Source organism: Pseudomonas shahriarae, from assembly GCF_014268455.2.
GTDB lineage: Bacteria > Pseudomonadota > Gammaproteobacteria > Pseudomonadales > Pseudomonadaceae > Aquipseudomonas > Aquipseudomonas shahriarae.
The window spans coordinates 5,672,414-5,687,974 of the sequence record NZ_CP077085.1 but is presented as its reverse complement, the minus strand read 5'-3'; the positions used below and the strand labels follow the sequence as shown (position 1 = coordinate 5,687,974).

The window sequence follows — 15,561 nt, the reverse complement described above, 5'->3', positions numbered from 1 at the left end:
GTTTACTACCAAGTAATACATATAGTCCACCTCCTGACGGAGATGTTCAGATGTGTGTGGGAATATTACCCATTTCTCGCCGAGCTAGCGCTGTCTTGGCAGAAAAAGCCTGTTGCAGCATCGGCAACGATTAGCTTCATTGCTGCCAGTAATCGCCCACCGCCGCACCATTGGCCAGGCACTGCCAGCCGCCGGCGGCTTGCTTGAGTTGCTGCGCCGCATCGACGAGGTTCTGACGGTTGCGGGCCTGGATCAACTGTTGCAGTTGCTCAAGATAGTCCGCGCCATGCCCCGCCAAATGCGCCTGCCAGAGCAACTCGGCGGCTTGGGCGTTGGGCAGTGTCTGTGGCGAGAACTGCTGGGCCAGGGAGGTGTTGCCCAGGTCGTCGTTCCCCTTGATCAAGGCTGGCAGTTGCGTGAGGAAGGCCTGGATGTGTTCGAGCAGGCTCGCAAGCGCGACATTGGGCGACTGCACGCCAAACAGCAGGCCGGTTTGCCCATTGAACTGTCGGATGCCACTGAATACTGCGTAGCCCACTTGCAACTCGACACGTAGGCGTTGGTAAAACGGGACCTGCGCCAGGTGAGCGAGCAACCGCCAGTCGGCTTCGTCTGCGAGGGATTGGCTGGGGGCCGGGCAAAACAGCAGCAAGGCGGCTTCGTCGCCATCGGTTGTGACGGTTTGCCAGCGATGTTGGCCGTTGATGGACAGGGCTTTGTGTTCACTGTCGGTGCAGTGTCCGGGTAGACGTGCCGCCGCATTTTTGATCGCCATTTCGCACGCAGCCGGCAGGCCCATGCCCAAGCCTTGCCAGCGAGCGGTGGCCCACCGGTCAGGTAGCGCGTTGCCGTTAGCGGTGTCGGCAAAACAGGTCGGTAGTACCTTGAGCAGTTCGCGAATGGCCATCTGCGGCGCCGGGCTGGCGAGTGCGTTGTGCCAAAGGTTAGCAGCGGGCCGGGTCAGGTCCCGTGCCAGTTGCTCGACGATGGCCGGCATCGGTTCATGCAGCCCGCTCATTTTCAGCAGCCAGTCATTGCCTACGGCTTCGAAGGATAATTCCACGCCGGCCTGACGGGCGTTGGTCCGCAGTGTTTGCAGGCTGTTGCCCAAGCCCTGCGCGGGCGAATCCAGTTGCCAGCGCAGGTAAAGGGCGCCTTCGTCGCTATCGGCAGGCAATGCTTGGCTGAACGACAGGCCTGGCAGTTCGCGCCGGCCACGGGAGCGGTCCTGGGCAAAAGTACGCAAGCCGCGATGGGCGCTGGTCTGGCCACGAATCAGTCCGGGACGTTGTTCCTGGGGTGCCCGTTGCAGGAATGGATTGCTCGGCGGCAGTTGCCAGGCCCGTTGCGCGGGTGTCGGTTGCAGCGTATTCAGCATGGCCTTGAGGGCTTGGCAGTGGGGCTCGGAAAGTTGCGCCTCGAGGTGTTCACTGTCCTGGCGCGCCAGAGCCAGGGCACCCCGGACTTGTCGCTGGCGGTCGACCAGCAGGGCGTACTCTTCACGCAGCGCGGTCCAGTCGCTGTGAGCGAAAAAGCCCAGCCAGTCGTTTAACAGTGCTTCAATGGCCAGGGCCTGTTGTGAACCCTTTGGCCCCAGGGTGAATTCGATATCCAGCAACGCCTGCCCGGCGAATTGGTACAGCACCTTGGCATGTAGCGCGCTTGCCCATTCCCGGCTTTTTAGCTCGGCGAGCAAACTGCCGGCCGCTTCGGCATTCAGCCAGGTGCAGAGGAACTCCAGGGCTTCACGGGGTGCATTACAGGCGATGAGGTGGTGCAGATGCTGTTTGTCGAGGTGTTGATAGCGATGTTGATCGCCGTCCATCAATGCCGGTGGCGCCTGCTGCGGGCGTAGGTGGCCTGAGGGCAGGCTGTCGGCAAAGCACTGGGCCAGGGCTTGCAGCTCCTCGAGCGACTGTGGGCCGGCAAGGCTCAAGGTCATTTGCCCGGCTTGATAGAAGTCTTGATAAAACCCGCGCAACCCTTGTTGGAAATCCTCCTGTGGCACCGGCAGACTGTCGCGATTACCCGCATGAAACCCCCGCAGCGGATGCCCAGTTGCCAGGCCTTCAAGTATCGCGACTTGAAGCTGTGCCTCGGCATCCTGGGACCAGGCGACAAACTCCGCCTGTAACACCTCACGCTCGCGCAGTTGCTCGTCCATGGCCAGGCGTGGGTGGGCGAGCATATCGCCCAGGCGCTGCAGCGCGTCGCCGAACACCGGGGTGGGCACTTCAAAGAAGAAGTCGGTGGTGCGCTCGCGAGTACTGGCGTTGACCTGCCCGCCGTGGCGCTGCACGTAAGCCATCAAACCGTTGGGTGCAGGAAAAGCCTCGGTGCCGAGAAACAACAGGTGCTCGAGAAAATGTGCCAGCCCCGGCCAGGCCAACGACGCGTCATGGCTGCCAGCCGCTACCCGCAAGGCTGCTGCACAGCGCTTGAGGCGTGGGGCATGACGCAGGGAAACCCGCAGGCCATTGGCCAGGGTCAGTTGTAAATAATCAGGGTGGGCCGGCACAGGCATGAGCACTTCCAGAACGTAGGAAGTGCCTATGCTAGCGCAAAGCGCGGCGGTCAGTGCTTGTGCAGCGCTGCGTATAGCTCGGGGCGCCGGTCTGCCAAGTAGTGATTGGCCGCTTGCGCGTCGCGCATCGCCTGGCGGTCGAGGGTGGCGACGATCAGCGCTTCATCCAGGCCGGCCTGGGCGACACGTTGGCCATTCGGCGCCGCGATGCTGCTTTGCCCGCAATACTGGATCTGGTCCTCATGCCCGCAATAGTTGGCGTAGGCCACATAGCACTGGTTTTCAAAGGCCCGTGCCCGCACGGTGACATCCGCGACGAAGTCGAAGGGCACCATGTTGGCCGTCGGTACCAGGATCAACTCGGCGCCGGCCAGGGCCAGACGCCGGGTGTTTTCCGGGAACTCCAGGTCGTAGCAGATGAGGAATCCCAGCTTCCAGCCGTTCAACTCGACGATAGGGAATTCGTCGCCGCCGGCGCTGAACATCGAGTGATCGAGATCACCGAACAAGTGCGTCTTGCGGTAGTTGCACAGGCGCTGGCCATTGGCGTCGATCAGTTGCACGGCATTGTAGATCTGCCCATCTTCGGCCCGCTCCGGGTAGCCGTACAGAATTGCCAGGCCCGCGTTCTGTGCCAGTTCGGCAATGGTTTGTGCCGATGGCCCATCTTGCGCTTCGGCCAGCGCGCCCACTGCTTCAACACCGATGTTGTAGCCGGTGAGGAACATCTCCGGCAGCACCAGCACATCTGCATCGGACGCCTCATGGGCGACGCTATGCAGGCGCTTGAGATTGCCGGCCACATCCAGCGGCAATGGCGGGCATTGGTACAGGGCGACACGCATGGCTTGACTCCTTATTCGGCCAGGGCGATGGGGCCGATCTCATCGAATACATCCCCAGGACCCGGGTTTTGCGGGTGGGTACTGCCACCGAAGTGGGTCATGATGCCCCAAACCGCGTTCAGCGAGGTCTGCACTGCGCCTTCGACCCAGGCAGGGGTCCAGGATACGTCGTCGCCCGCGATGAAAATCCCGCGCTGCTCGGCCGGCATATCCTTTTGCATGAAGTGCGCGTACATGCGCTGGTTATAGCGGTAGTGGCCCGGCAGCGCGCCCTTGAACGCGCCGAGGAAGTGCGGGTCGGCCTCCCAGGAGACGGTGATCGGGTCGCCGATGATCCGCGCCTTGAGGTCGACTTTCGGGTAGATCTTTTTCAACGCATCGAGGGCCAGCTTCACCCGTTTATCAATGGGCTGCGGCAGCATTTTCAGGGCGTCGCTCATCCACGAGTAGGACAGGCAGATAACCCCTGGCTTATCGTCGCCGTTGTCGAACAGATAGGTGCCACGGGTCAGGCGGTCGGTGAGGGTCATGCTCATCAGGTCGCGGCCGGTTTCCGGGTCTTTGTCCTTCCAGAAAGGCCGATCGACCATGACAAAGGTTTTCGACGACTGCATATAGCGCGTGCGATCCAGAGCCATCCACATTTTTTGCGAGAACAGGCTTTCGTCGCACTCGATCTGAGTGGTCAGCAGCCAGCTCTGGCAGGTGGTCAGCACGGCGGCGTATTCCCGGGTGTCGCCGTAATTGTCGGTGACCGCGAAACGCCCGTCGGCAGCATGGGCAATGCGCTTGACTCCAGCCCGGGGCGCGCCATGGTGCAGGGAGCTGAGGCTGGTGCCGGCTGGCCAATGGGCGCAACGCTCCGGCACGTGGCGCCAGATCCCCATGGGCACCTGCGCCACGCCACCGACCACCAGGTGCTGGTGGTCGTCGCAATTGGTCATCACCACCCGGAAGATTTCCAGCATCGAGTTGGGGAAGTCCGAGTCCCAGCCACCGGTGCCGAAACCTACCTGGCCGAACACCTCGCGGTGATGGAACGACAGCTTGGCGAACGCCTTGGACGTGGCGACGAAGTCGTAGAAGGTGCGGTCATCCCACAGCGGCACCAGGGTGTTCCACAGCTCTTTGAGCCGTGGTACATCGCGGTCGCGAATGGCTTGCTGGATATCGCTGAACTGCGAACCTGCCTCCAGGGCGTCGGCCCAGGCGTCAGCCACTTCCTGGAACAGCGCAGGAAGGTCGGCGAGTTTCTGTGCGTAATGGGTCTGGCCTTCCAGGTCGATCACGGTACTGCCGGAAGCCGGGGTCAACGGGTTGGGGAAGGGCTTGGTTTCCAGTCCCAGCTTATCCACATAGTGGTAGAACGCCGTCGACGACACCGGGAAACGCATGCCGCCCAGTTCGGCGATGATGCCTTCGGCTCCTTCAAACGCCTGGGAGCGCAGGCGCCCGCCCATTTTGGAGGCTTCATACACCACTGGCTTGAGACCGAGCTTCATCAGCTCGTAGGCGGCCACCAGGCCGGCAATACCCGCACCGACAATCGCCACTTCGGCGCCGTGGTTGGCGGCAGGAATACTGCCCAGCCCGGCCGGGTGTTCGATCCAGTCATCGAAGGCGAACGGGAAGTCCGGACCAAAGATGGTGATAGGTTTTTTACCGTCTGCAGGGTGGCGATTGTTCTTGTGAGTGGCGTTCATGGCTGACCTTGCTGGCAACTCCGCGGGGCACGACCCGTGAAGTATAGGAAAAGATGGCAGCCATTCTAGGGAGCGTAGCGCTCGTTAATAAGACGCAATGTGTCGTCGGTTTGATTTGTTTTTAGTCGAAGTGACGAAGCTGGAGGTCAGATTGGCTGGCCGCGATCCAGTTTGCTGCTGAGGATGATCGAGGTGGTGGTCTTTTCCACCCCATCGACACTGCCGATCTGGTCTAGCAATTGATCCAGCTGCTCCGGCGAATCGGTGCGCAGCCAGGCTACATAGTCAAACTCACCACTGACCGCACACAGCTGCTGGACCTGAGCCATGGCACTGAGTCGGCGCAGCACTTCCTTGCCGGAACGCGGTTGCACCGTGATCCCCACATACGCCTGCAGCCCCCCATCCACCACCCGCTGGCCAAGGCGCACGCCATAACCGGTAATCACCTGAGTCTTTTCCAGACGCGCCAGGCGCGAGGTCACCGTGGTGCGGGCAATCCCCAATTGCCGAGCAAGCATTGCCACGCTTTCACGGGCGTTGAGCTGCAAGGCGGCGATTAGTTGGCGGTCGATTTCATCGAGAACGGGAGGGCGGGTGGCGGACAAGATGGGCTCCGGCGTGGGCGGCAATGGGGGAGCATGTTACAGGCTCATGGCCAGTGGTGCTTGGGGGGACCGCTAGAAACGCGAAAGCCGCGCAGTGCGCGGCTTTGAGTATGGTGGGCCCAGTAGGACTCGAACCTACGACCAAGGGATTATGAGTCCCCTGCTCTAACCAACTGAGCTATAGGCCCTCAGTAGGTCGCGGATTATAACGATGGTTTCTCCACTGTGCTATCCGAAAAATCCGAATGGGTCATGTGAAGGAAGGTCGCGGCGAATATGTCGGGGGGCAGGGGCAGGCTGACGATGTAGCCTTGCATTTGTTCGCAGCCTTCGTCAGTGAGGAAGGCCTGTTGGGCGAGGGTTTCTACGCCTTCGGCGATGATGGTGAATTGCATGCTGTGACCCAGGGCGATGATGGCGCGCACGATGGCGGCGTCGTGGGGGTCATCGGGCAGGCCGCGGACGAAGGACTGGTCGATTTTCAGGAAGTCCAGGGGCAGGCGCTTGAGGTAGCTTAAGGATGAATAGCCGGTGCCGAAGTCGTCGATGGCCAGCTGTACGCCCAGGCGCTTGAGTTTATGCAGCACTTCCAGGGCTTCTTCGGCCTGGCTCATGATGAAGTTTTCGGTGATTTCCAGTTGCAGGCACCCTGGCTCCAGGTGGTTGTCCCGGAGCAGTTGCTCGATGCGCCCCAGCAGGTTGGGATGGCGCAGTTGGGCACCGGCGAGGTTGACGGAGAGTGGGCCAAAGTAGTCATAGGACTTGCGCCACTGGTGCAGTTGTCGGCAAGCCTGTTCCAGGACCCAGTCGCCGATTTGCAGGATCATGCCGTTTTCTTCGGCCAGGGCGATGAAGTGTTCGGGAGGCACGTCGCCGAAGGTCGGGTGGCGCCAGCGGATCAGGGCTTCGGCGCCGATCAGTTGTTGGGTCTCCAGGCTCAGCTTGGGTTGGTAATACAGAAACAGTTCTTCGCGCTCTAAGGCGCGCCGCAGTTCGTGTTCGAGGGCGACGCGCTCGTTGGCCTGGGCGGTGAGGTCCTGGGTGTAGCGTTCGACCCGATTGCGGCCCTTGGCTTTGGAGCGGTACATGGCGGCATCGGCGTTTTTGACCAGGGTGGCAACGTCGATGCCATCTTGGGGATAGAAGCTGGTGCCGATGCTGGCGCTGATAAAGAACTCGTGCTCGCCCGCCTGGAAGGGCAGGGTGAAGCAGGCCAGCAGTTTATTGGCCAGGTGCTGGGCGTCGCTGGCTTGTTGCAGGCCGGGTAGCAGGATGATGAATTCGTCACCGCCCAGGCGGGCCACGGTGTCGATATCGCGCAACTGCTCCTTGAGGCGCACGGCAATGTCCTTGAGCAGCAGGTCGCCAATCGGGTGGCCGAGGCTGTCGTTGATGTGTTTGAAGCGGTCGAGGTCGAGAAACAGCACCGCGCCCTGGCTGCCGGTTTCCTGTTGGTTATTGAGGGCGGCCTGCAGGCGATTCTCAAACAGAGTGCGGTTGGGCAGGCCGGTGAGTGGGTCGTGGTGCGCCTGGTAGTCAAGCCGTGCCTGGGCGTGCTTGAGGCTGGAGATATCGGCAAATACCGCCACGAAGTGGGTGATCGACTGGTCGTGATTGCGCACGGCGCTGATGGTCAGCCAGCTGGGATACAACTCGCCGTTCTTGCGCCGGTTGGAGATCTCGCCTTGCCAGTGGCCGTTGGCGGTCAATTGATGCCACATCGCCGCGTAGAACGCGCTGTCGTGCAGGCCGGAAGCCAGCAGGCGTGGGGTGTGGCCCAGGGCTTCGGCTTCGCTGTAGCCAGTGATTTCGCTGAAGGCACGGTTGACGGCGCTGATGTTCTGCCGGGTATCGGTGATCAATACGCCTTCGGCGGTACTTTCGAAAACTGTTGCGGCCTGTTGCAGTTTTTCCTGCATCAACTGGCGTTCGGTAATGTCGCGGGCGATGGTCAGCATGCAATCGTCATCACCGATGGGCAGTGGGCGGCTGGACACCTCGCACAGGCGAATCTGCCCGTCACTGCGTCGGATATGGCAGACGAAATCACGCACCAGGCCGTCGCGCTGCAGCAGCTCGAGCATGTGCTTGCGTTCGTTCAAGTCCACCCAGATGCCCAGGTCCAGGGTCGATTGGTCCAGGGACATCGCACTGTTGAACCCGGTGATACGGCTAAAGCCTTCATTGACTTCCAGCAGCAGGCCATCACTCTGGCGGGTCAGTAACAAGCCGTCCGGCGAGGCGTGGAAGGCCTTGGCGAACTTCTCTTCGGTAGTCTGCAGCAGTTGCTGGGTTTCCTTCAGTTGGGTGATATCCCGCACCACCACCACCAAGGCTGCGGTGGTATCGAGCTGGAAGGGTTCGGCAGAAATCAGCCCGGTAAACGCCTGGCCGTTGCTGCGCAGGAACGGCATCTCCAGGTTGCGGATACTGGTGGTCTGCACGCGCTTGAGCAGGTTGGGCCCCACACCCTGGATACCCCAGATGTTCAGCTCGGTAGCGGTCTTGCCAATGACGTCTGCGGCGCTCAGGCCAATCTGGTCCTCGAATGCTTTGTTGACCTCCAGCAGACAGCCATCGGACAGGCGGGCGATTACCAGGATGTCCGGGCACTGCTGGAACACCGAGGCGAACTTCTCCTGCGAGAGCCGCAACGCTTCCTCGGTGCGCTTGGCTTCGCTGATATCAATCATCAGGCCACGCAGAACCGGCTCATGCCCATACTTGATCAGGCTGACAATGTCCCTGACCCACAGGCAGCGGCCGTCAGCGGTGATCACCCGGTAATCAATGCTGTGGTCGCGGTTGGCGCGGGTTTCCTGCTGGCAGAAGCTGTCGGCGCGGGTCAGGTCGGCGGGGTGAATGATGTTGCGCCAGAAGCCGGGGATCAGCCAGTGAGCCCGTGGATAGCCCAGTAGTTCTTCGGCGTGGGGTGACACGTAGCTGTAGGTGAAATCGTTGATGTCAGCTTCCCAGGCTATGGCGGAGAGGCTCTCTACCAGCCCGCGGTAATGGTATTCGCTGCTGCGCAGTTTTTGCTCCAGGGCTACCCGGCGGGAAATTTCCGAACTGAGCCGGCGGTTGATCCGAATGACGATGGCCAGCACGGTACTTAATAGCAGCACGGCAGGCAGGCCGTAGAGCAGCAAGTCGGCCCAGAACGCCCGGTGATCAATGACATTGCCGACCCAGTGCTCCTGGATCTCGTTAATTTCGCTGGGGCTGAGGTCGGCGAGCACTTTATCCAGAATGCCAATCAGCAGTTTTTTCTCTCGAGGCACGCCCATTGCCAGTTGGTAGCGATAGGGCGTTTCGCCACTGACATACAAGCCGTCGAGCTTGAGCTGGCGCAGGCTCCAGACGCTGGAGGCGAGGTCGCCGACGACGGCGTCCACCTCATCGGTGGCCAGGGCCTGCAACGTCGAGCTGACATTGGGCATCGCCACCAGGTTCAGGTCGGGATGGTGGGTGCGCAGCAATTCGTGGGGGGCATAGTTCTCCACCACGGCGATCTTCAGGCCATACAGGTCCTTGAGGGAGCGGGGCTGGGCACCGCCTTCATGGGCGAGAATGACGATGGGGAAGTCGAGGTAAGGCCGGGAAAATGCGAGGAAGCCCTGACGCTCCGGGGTGGACATGATGCCCGGCAACAGGTCGAGCTGGTTGTTCCGCGCCTGCTCCAGCAATGCGCTCCAGTTGGCCGGTTCTATCAGCTTGATCTTGATGCCCAGGCGTTCCTGGAGCAGCCGCACATAGTCAGCGGCCAGGCCCTGATAGCGACCTTCTTCATCGCGATATTCAAACGGCGGCCACGAGGCATCAACGCCCAGGCGCAATTCTGGGTGGTCCGCCAACCAGCCATGCTCTTCATCTGTGAGAGTCAACGCGCCAGCCGTCGCGGTCCAGGTCAGCAGCGACAGCAGTAGCACGGTCGGCAGTCTGGGCATAACGGTCTCGTTATGGCACGGGGAATATTTCGAGTGTAGACGGGCATTGCGAGGGGGAGTGACGCGGGGAGGATTTAATCTGCACAAAGCAAAACCCCCAGGCCTGGGCCTGGGGGTTTTGTGATCACTCGTCGAGGAAGGAGCGCAAATGCTCGCTTCTCGTCGGGTGGCGCAACTTGCGCAGCGCCTTGGCTTCGATCTGACGGATCCGCTCGCGGGTCACGTCAAACTGCTTACCGACTTCCTCAAGGGTGTGGTCGGTATTCATGTCGATGCCGAAACGCATGCGCAGTACCTTGGCTTCACGGGCAGTGAGGCCGGACAGTACGTCGCGCGTCGCTTCTTTAAGGCTCTCAACGGTGGCGACATCGATTGGCGACTGCATGGTCGAGTCTTCGATGAAGTCACCCAGATGGGAGTCTTCGTCATCACCGATCGGGGTTTCCATGGAGATCGGCTCTTTAGCGATCTTCAATACCTTGCGGATTTTATCCTCAGGCATTTCCATGCGTTCGCCCAGCTCTTCCGGGGTCGGTTCACGACCCATTTCCTGCAACATCTGCCGGGAAATACGGTTGAGCTTGTTGATGGTCTCGATCATGTGCACCGGAATACGGATGGTGCGGGCCTGGTCGGCGATCGAGCGAGTGATCGCCTGACGGATCCACCAGGTGGCATAAGTCGAGAACTTGTAGCCGCGACGGTATTCGAACTTGTCCACAGCCTTCATCAAGCCGATGTTGCCTTCCTGGATCAGGTCGAGGAATTGCAGGCCACGGTTGGTGTACTTCTTGGCGATGGAGATCACCAGACGCAAGTTCGCTTCAACCATCTCTTTCTTCGCGCGGCGGGCCTTGGCCTCGCCGATCGACATGCGACGGTTGATGTCCTTGATCTCGGCAATCGTCAGACCGGTTTCGGTCTGCAGTGCAGTCAGCTTCTGCTGGCAACGAACGATGTCGGCCTGGAAGCGACCAATGGCTTCAGCGTATTTGCTTTTGCCCTTGGCCAGTGCGTCGGTCCAGCTTTCGTCAACTTCATTGCCCGGGAACTGGCGCAGGAAGTCGGCACGCGGCATGCGCGCATCACGGACACAGAGCTGCATGATCGCACGCTCTTGTGCACGCAGACGCTCAAGGGCGCTACGAACCCGTTCAACCAGGCCTTCGAATTGCTTCGGTACCAGTTTGATCGGCATAAACAGCTCAGCCAGGGCCAGCAGTTCGGCGGTTGCCTGCTTGCTGCCACGACCATGCTTCTTCAGGGCCTTGCGCGCCAGTTCCATCTGATCGGAGACCGCGCCAAAGCGCTGGGCTGCGATGATGGGATCCGGACCGCTTTCGACTTCTTCGTCGTCGTCGGTGCTGGCTTCAGCTTCGTCGTCGTCGGTTTCGTCGTCCGCTTTCACGGCTTTCGGGTCGACAGGCGGCGGTATTTCGGCAGCCGGCGGGGTAATGCCGTCGTCCGGGTCGATATAACCGCTCAGGACGTCGGACAGGCGGCCACCTTCGGTGGTCACACGAGTGTACTCGGACAGAATATGGTCAACCGTGCCTGGGAAGTGCGCAATTGCGCCCATCACTTCACGGATGCCTTCCTCGATACGTTTGGCGATTTCGATTTCGCCTTCCCGTGTCAGGAGCTCTACCGTACCCATTTCGCGCATATACATGCGCACAGGGTCAGTCGTGCGACCGATGTCGGTCTCCACTGCTGCCAACGCGGCGGCTGCTTCTTCAGCGGCTGCTTCGTCGGTATCAGAGTCGGCCAACATAAGGGCGTCCGCATCCGGAGCACTCTCGTGTACGGGGATCCCCATGTCGTTAATCATGCGGATGATGTCTTCCACCTGCTCAGGATCTGAAATATCCTCAGGCAGGTGGTCATTGACCTCTGCGTAAGTCAGATACTTCTGCTCACGACCCAGGAGGATCAAATCTTTGATACGAGACTGCTGTTGCGCTTTTCCGGACATAACACCCTATCCACTGAAGGTCTTGGCGGGCAAAAAACAAGCCGAGGATTATACCCGAGCTATGACCTCACACGCCAGCTGAGGTCGGGTTTGATGCGGAAACATTCTGTTTTAAGAGGTCGCGCATCTGTTTTGCTATCTGAATTTGCTCTTCAGCCGACAATCCCGGCTGCCTTGCTCTCTTGATGAGTTCATCGAGGGTCTGCGTGTGCTGGCCCGCGGATAACCTAGTAATGGTGTCTAAAAACTGTTGTTCAAGGTTATCGCCGTCAATTAGCCACTCCTTTTCCGCGAGAGCCTTCAACAAGCGGCCTTGTTCCGTGCCGTGCCAGCGAGCCATAAGCTGAATAGAGTTTAGCTTAGGATTTTTCTGTACGGCCTCGATCAGGGCAATTAGCACCTGGGCATAGGTGTTGCTTTCGTTGGCAAAATGTTCGGCGCTTTCCACTTTTCCCGCCAGTTGCGGGTGGTGGATCAGGGTGCGCAGGGCAATCAGCGTCGGCGCCTCCACGGCCACCGGCGTGCGCGGGGCGTAGGCCTCGTCGCGATCGCCGCGCTTGCCGTTTTTACTCCAGGGCTTCTTGTCCCATTTCTTGCCGCCGGCGCCGGGTTTCTTCGGCGTCCAGTCCTGTTGAGGCACAAAGGCTTCTTGGGGCTGGTGGACGTCAGCGTAGTCCGGCATGGCATCGTAGTCGAAGCCCGGGTCATAGGCCGGTGGCGCGTCCTGGGGCGCGCTGTGCACCAGCTGGCTGACCGCTTCGCCGCTCAGGCCGGTGATTTCCAGCAGGCGCTGGCGCATCAGGGCCTTGAGGTTGGCGCCGGGCACCTTGTCGATCAGCGGTGCTGCGAGGGTGGCCATGTGGGCCTTGCCTTCGAGGGAGCGCGGATCGGCTTCTTCGGTCAATTGCTGGAAAAAATAATCGGCCAGCGGCTGTGCGTGCTGGTGGATGCGCGCGCGAAACGCGTCGGTGCCTTCGGAGCGCACCAGGGTGTCCGGGTCTTCGCCTTCGGGCAGGAACAGGAAACGTGCGCGGCGTCCATCCTGGAGGCTCGACAGGGTGGCCTCGAGGGCACGCCATGCCGCATTGCGCCCGGCCTGGTCGCCGTCGAAACAGAACAATACGCTGGGCACCACACGAAACAGGCGCTTCATGTGCTCTTCGCTGGTGGCGGTGCCGAGAGTCGCGACGGCATTGCGCAGGCCTTGCTGGGCCAGGGCGATCACGTCCATATAACCTTCAACCACGATGATTTCATCGAGGTTGCGGTTGTTCTTGCGCGCTTCAAACAGGCCGTAGAGTTCCTGGCCCTTGTGAAATACCGGGGTTTCCGGGGAGTTCAGGTATTTGGGCTTGTCGTCACCCAGTACTCGGCCGCCGAAGGCGATGATGCGGCCACGGCTGTCGCGGATCGGGAACATCACCCGGTCGCGGAAACGGTCATAGCGCTTGCCGGTCTCGGCGTTTTCCACCAGGAGGCCGGCGTCGATCATGGCTTTTTGCTGCAGGGTGTCGCTGCTCAGGTGCTTGTACAGGTTGTCCCAGCCCGGCGGGGCGAAGCCCAGGCCGAAGTCGCGGGCAATTTCCCCGGTCAGGCCGCGGCCCTTGAGGTAGTCCACGGCGGCCTTGCGCTGCGGATGGCTTTTCAGGGCCTGGCGGTAGAACTCGGCGGCGGCGGTGAGCAGCGGGTACAACGGCGAGTCGGTGGGCTGGCGTGGTTTGTGCGGCCGGCCACTTTCTTCGCGGGGGATTTCCATGCCGGCGGCTTTGGCCAGTTCCTCGACGGCCTGGGGGAAATCCAGGTTGTCGTGGTCCATGATAAAGCCGAGGGCGTTGCCGCCCGCGCCGCAGCCGAAGCAGTAGTAGAACTGCTTGTCGGGACTGACGCTGAACGATGGGGTCTTTTCTTTGTGGAATGGGCAGCAGGCCGTGTAGTTCTTGCCGGCCTTTTTCATTTGCACGCGTGAGCTGACAACATCGACGATGTCGGTGCGGTTCAGAAGGTCGTCAATAAAGCTCTGGGGAATTAGCCCGGCCATGGCGTTCTCGTCATCACTGCGTGTAAATGAGATCCCGTGACGCACTCAAGGCGCGCATGTTGGCGGCTTGATCATCAAATGTCTGTTTGGGCTGTCAGGAAGTGTATCTGTCGAGTGTTCACTGACGGTAGTTCCAATCAGTCTTCGACGTGTTTGAAAGTGTTGCCCTGGAGTCCGGTCGCGGCCAGTGCGGCCTCGGGAGCTCATCATGGGGCACAGTCGACCTATTGATCGCCTGCTTGGAAAATAAGTGTGCTCGTCAGTAGCCTTGATAGGCTCGTCAGAAGAGACGCGCACCGCTGGCAAAAGAGCCAGTCCTGACGTGTGAAGCTTTGTCTCGGTCGCATGTGCGGCGTCGACGGTGAAGCATCAAGCGATATCCGCAAATGCCAACAGCCCGGCTGAGGGCCGGGCTTGGCAGAAGCTTGCTACGAACGTCTGTGTATTAGTACAGACGAACGGCGCGGCGCTGCTCGCGCTGAACTTTCTTGGCGTGACGCTTAACAGCGGCTGCTGCTTTGCGCTTACGCTCAGAAGTTGGCTTCTCATAAAATTCGCGGCTACGAACTTCAGCCAGAACACCGGCTTTTTCGCAGGAGCGCTTGAAACGACGCAGAGCTACGTCGAAGGGTTCGTTCTCTTTTACTTTGACGGCTGGCATCCAGAGCTACCTTCTTTCATTACCGGGAATCAACGTTCTCGTCGCAAAAAATTCGCGGCTGAGGTCGTCGGTTTTTAAGGGTTGCGGATGTTAACCCCTCATTGCCCGGAATGCAAAGCCTCTGATCGAAAACCGCTAGTCGGGAGGGGAAGTGGCGACTATTATGCGCGCCTTCGAATTCAGCCTCTACAAGGCGCAAACCCATGTTAGTACTGGGCTTAGAAACCTCCTGCGACGAGACCGGCGTCGCGCTTTACGACAGTGAACGCGGGCTTTTGGCCGATGCGCTGTTCAGTCAGATCGACCTGCACCGGGCCTACGGCGGCGTGGTGCCCGAGCTTGCCAGCCGGGATCACGTCAAACGCATGCTGCCACTGATTCGTCAGGTGTTGGACGAGGCCGGTTGCGTCGCCACCGAGATTGATGCCATCGCCTATACCGCCGGCCCGGGATTGGTCGGGGCCCTGCTGGTTGGGGCCTCCTGCGCCCAGGCGCTGGCGTTTGCCTGGGGTATTCCAGCCCTCGGCGTGCACCATATGGAAGGCCATTTACTGGCGCCGATGCTGGAAGAAAACCCGCCTGGGTTCCCGTTCGTCGCTTTGTTGGTTTCCGGTGGCCATACGCAGCTGGTTCAGGTCGATGCAATCGGCCAGTACACGCTTCTGGGGGAGACCCTGGACGATGCTGCCGGCGAGGCTTTCGACAAGACCGCCAAGATGATGAACCTCAATTATCCCGGTGGTCCGGAAATCGCGCGTCTGGCGGAAAAAGGCGTGGCCGGGCGCTATACCTTCCCGCGCCCGATGTGTGATCGCCCTGGCCTGATGTTCAGCTTCAGTGGCTTGAAAACCTTTGCCTTGAACACCTGGCAGCAAAGCGTCAGCGCCGGGGACGACAGCGAGCAAGCCCGTTGCGACATCTCTCTGGCGTTCCAGCAGGCGGTGGTGGAGACTTTGACCATCAAGTGCAAGCGTGCCTTGAAACAGGCCGGCATGAAGCGCCTGGTCATTGCAGGCGGCGTCAGCGCCAACAAGGCCTTGCGTCTGTCATTGGAAAAAATGCTCGGCGACCTCAAGGGCGAGGTGTTTTACGCTCGCCCCGAGTTCTGCACCGACAACGGCGCGATGATCGCCTTCGCCGGTTGCCAGCGATTGCAGGCTGGCCAGCATGAAAGCCTGGCCATCAGCGTGCAGGCGCGTTGGCCGATGGAGCAATTGCCGCCGTTGTGATCGACGAACATGAGGCGGGTTCAGCCGGCGT

At 60.5% G+C, this 15,561-nt stretch carries 9 protein-coding genes and 1 tRNA gene; 1 reads left to right on the top strand and 9 read right to left on the bottom strand.

Annotation, left to right across the window (positions count from 1 at the left end):
- Positions 1-136: 136 nt before the first annotated feature.
- The 9 genes from pqqF to rpsU all read right to left on the bottom strand — a co-directional run bounded on the left by pqqF (position 137) and on the right by rpsU (position 14,301).
- Positions 137-2,524: a pyrroloquinoline quinone biosynthesis protein PqqF gene (gene pqqF, locus HU773_RS25550; protein ID WP_169990388.1), complete on the bottom strand. Its 2,388-nt coding sequence runs from the start codon at positions 2,522-2,524 to the stop codon at positions 137-139.
- A gap of 50 nt (positions 2,525-2,574) precedes the next feature.
- Positions 2,575-3,369 carry a carbon-nitrogen hydrolase family protein gene (locus HU773_RS25545; RefSeq protein ID WP_057440304.1) on the bottom strand — a complete coding sequence of 265 codons (795 nt, stop codon included), beginning with the start codon at positions 3,367-3,369 and terminating at the stop codon, positions 2,575-2,577.
- An 11-nt stretch (positions 3,370-3,380) separates the two neighbouring features.
- On the bottom strand, positions 3,381-5,072 hold the full coding sequence (locus tag HU773_RS25540; protein WP_057960801.1) for a flavin monoamine oxidase family protein: 1,692 nt from the start codon (positions 5,070-5,072) through the stop codon (positions 3,381-3,383).
- 146 nt (positions 5,073-5,218) lie between these two features.
- A complete protein-coding gene (locus HU773_RS25535; RefSeq protein WP_057440306.1) occupies positions 5,219-5,680 on the bottom strand; it encodes an Lrp/AsnC family transcriptional regulator in 462 nt (153 codons plus the stop codon).
- Positions 5,681-5,791: 111 nt separating this feature from the next.
- Positions 5,792-5,868, bottom strand: a tRNA-Ile gene (locus HU773_RS25530).
- A 15-nt stretch (positions 5,869-5,883) separates the two neighbouring features.
- A complete protein-coding gene (locus HU773_RS25525; protein WP_186625881.1) occupies positions 5,884-9,627 on the bottom strand; it encodes a bifunctional diguanylate cyclase/phosphodiesterase in 3,744 nt (1,247 codons plus the stop codon).
- Positions 9,628-9,751: 124 nt separating this feature from the next.
- Positions 9,752-11,602, bottom strand: a complete 1,851-nt coding sequence (gene rpoD / locus HU773_RS25520; RefSeq protein ID WP_057444304.1) for an RNA polymerase sigma factor RpoD — start codon at positions 11,600-11,602, stop codon at positions 9,752-9,754.
- 67 nt (positions 11,603-11,669) lie between these two features.
- Positions 11,670-13,640: a DNA primase gene (gene dnaG, locus HU773_RS25515; protein ID WP_186625882.1), complete on the bottom strand. Its 1,971-nt coding sequence runs from the start codon at positions 13,638-13,640 to the stop codon at positions 11,670-11,672.
- 445 nt (positions 13,641-14,085) lie between these two features.
- Positions 14,086-14,301 carry a 30S ribosomal protein S21 gene (gene rpsU, locus HU773_RS25510; RefSeq protein WP_002551877.1) on the bottom strand — a complete coding sequence of 72 codons (216 nt, stop codon included), beginning with the start codon at positions 14,299-14,301 and terminating at the stop codon, positions 14,086-14,088.
- Positions 14,302-14,504: 203 nt separating this feature from the next.
- Here rpsU and tsaD point away from each other — a divergent pair, with 203 nt between their 5' ends.
- Positions 14,505-15,530 (top strand): tRNA (adenosine(37)-N6)-threonylcarbamoyltransferase complex transferase subunit TsaD, encoded by a 1,026-nt coding sequence (gene tsaD, locus HU773_RS25505; protein ID WP_057960795.1) that lies wholly within the window; start codon positions 14,505-14,507, stop codon positions 15,528-15,530.
- Positions 15,531-15,561: the final 31 nt, after the last annotated feature.

Excerpts from the sequence above, each read along its gene's own strand:
- pqqF (WP_169990388.1), bottom strand. The coding sequence starts at position 2,524 with ATGCCTGTGCCGGCCCACCCTGATTATTTACAACTGACCCTGGCCAAT.
- HU773_RS25545 (WP_057440304.1), bottom strand. The coding sequence starts at position 3,369 with ATGCGTGTCGCCCTGTACCAATGCCCGCCATTGCCGCTGGATGTGGCC.
- HU773_RS25540 (WP_057960801.1), bottom strand. The coding sequence starts at position 5,072 with ATGAACGCCACTCACAAGAACAATCGCCACCCTGCAGACGGTAAAAAA.
- HU773_RS25525 (WP_186625881.1), bottom strand. The coding sequence starts at position 9,627 with ATGCCCAGACTGCCGACCGTGCTACTGCTGTCGCTGCTGACCTGGACC.
- rpoD (WP_057444304.1), bottom strand. The coding sequence starts at position 11,602 with ATGTCCGGAAAAGCGCAACAGCAGTCTCGTATCAAAGATTTGATCCTC.
- dnaG (WP_186625882.1), bottom strand. The coding sequence starts at position 13,640 with ATGGCCGGGCTAATTCCCCAGAGCTTTATTGACGACCTTCTGAACCGC.
- rpsU (WP_002551877.1), bottom strand. The coding sequence starts at position 14,301 with ATGCCAGCCGTCAAAGTAAAAGAGAACGAACCCTTCGACGTAGCTCTG.
- tsaD (WP_057960795.1), top strand. The coding sequence starts at position 14,505 with ATGTTAGTACTGGGCTTAGAAACCTCCTGCGACGAGACCGGCGTCGCG.